The sequence below is a fragment of the Paraburkholderia sp. BCC1885 genome (assembly GCF_900996235.1).
GTDB lineage: Bacteria > Pseudomonadota > Gammaproteobacteria > Burkholderiales > Burkholderiaceae > Paraburkholderia.
The window spans coordinates 1-435 of record NZ_CAAJGM010000175.1; the positions used below are offsets into that span (position 1 = coordinate 1).

The 435-nt window shown below is 69.0% G+C and carries 1 pseudogene; it reads right to left on the minus strand.

Annotated features, from left to right (window positions below):
* Positions 1 to 62: 62 nt before the first annotated feature.
* Positions 63 to 435 (minus strand): annotated as a pseudogene (locus FQ755_RS16205) (hypothetical protein); the annotation flags it as partial.

Below are 435 nucleotides of genomic sequence, written 5' to 3' on the forward strand. Positions count from 1 at the left end.
CACGGTTGGATGGTTCGCGATGGGTCGGAAAGCGCGCGGCGGCTGGCGGCCGCCGCGCGGTGTCACTCGCGGTCGGCGACCGACCCGTCGCCGACCAGGCGCACCAGCGCCCGGGTCAGCATGCGCCGCTGTCCTGTGTCGAACTGCATGTTGACGACTTTCTGCACGTTGTCGAGGAACAGCTCGATGTTCTGCCGGATCAGGTTCAGATCGTGGCGGTTCTCGGCCGTGTCGTTGATGCGCACCAGCGTGGCCACGCTGGCCTGGAAGCCCTCGGACGTGGTGTGGACCGGCGCCGTGCCGGGTGCGCAGACGATCTTCGCGAGCTCGTCGGTAAAGCGCTGGCGGGCCGCGTCGTCGGGGTTCATGTGCACGGCGTCGCCGAGCACGCGCGTGAGATCGCCCATGCGCTGGTCGATCGCCTCTTGCGAGGCG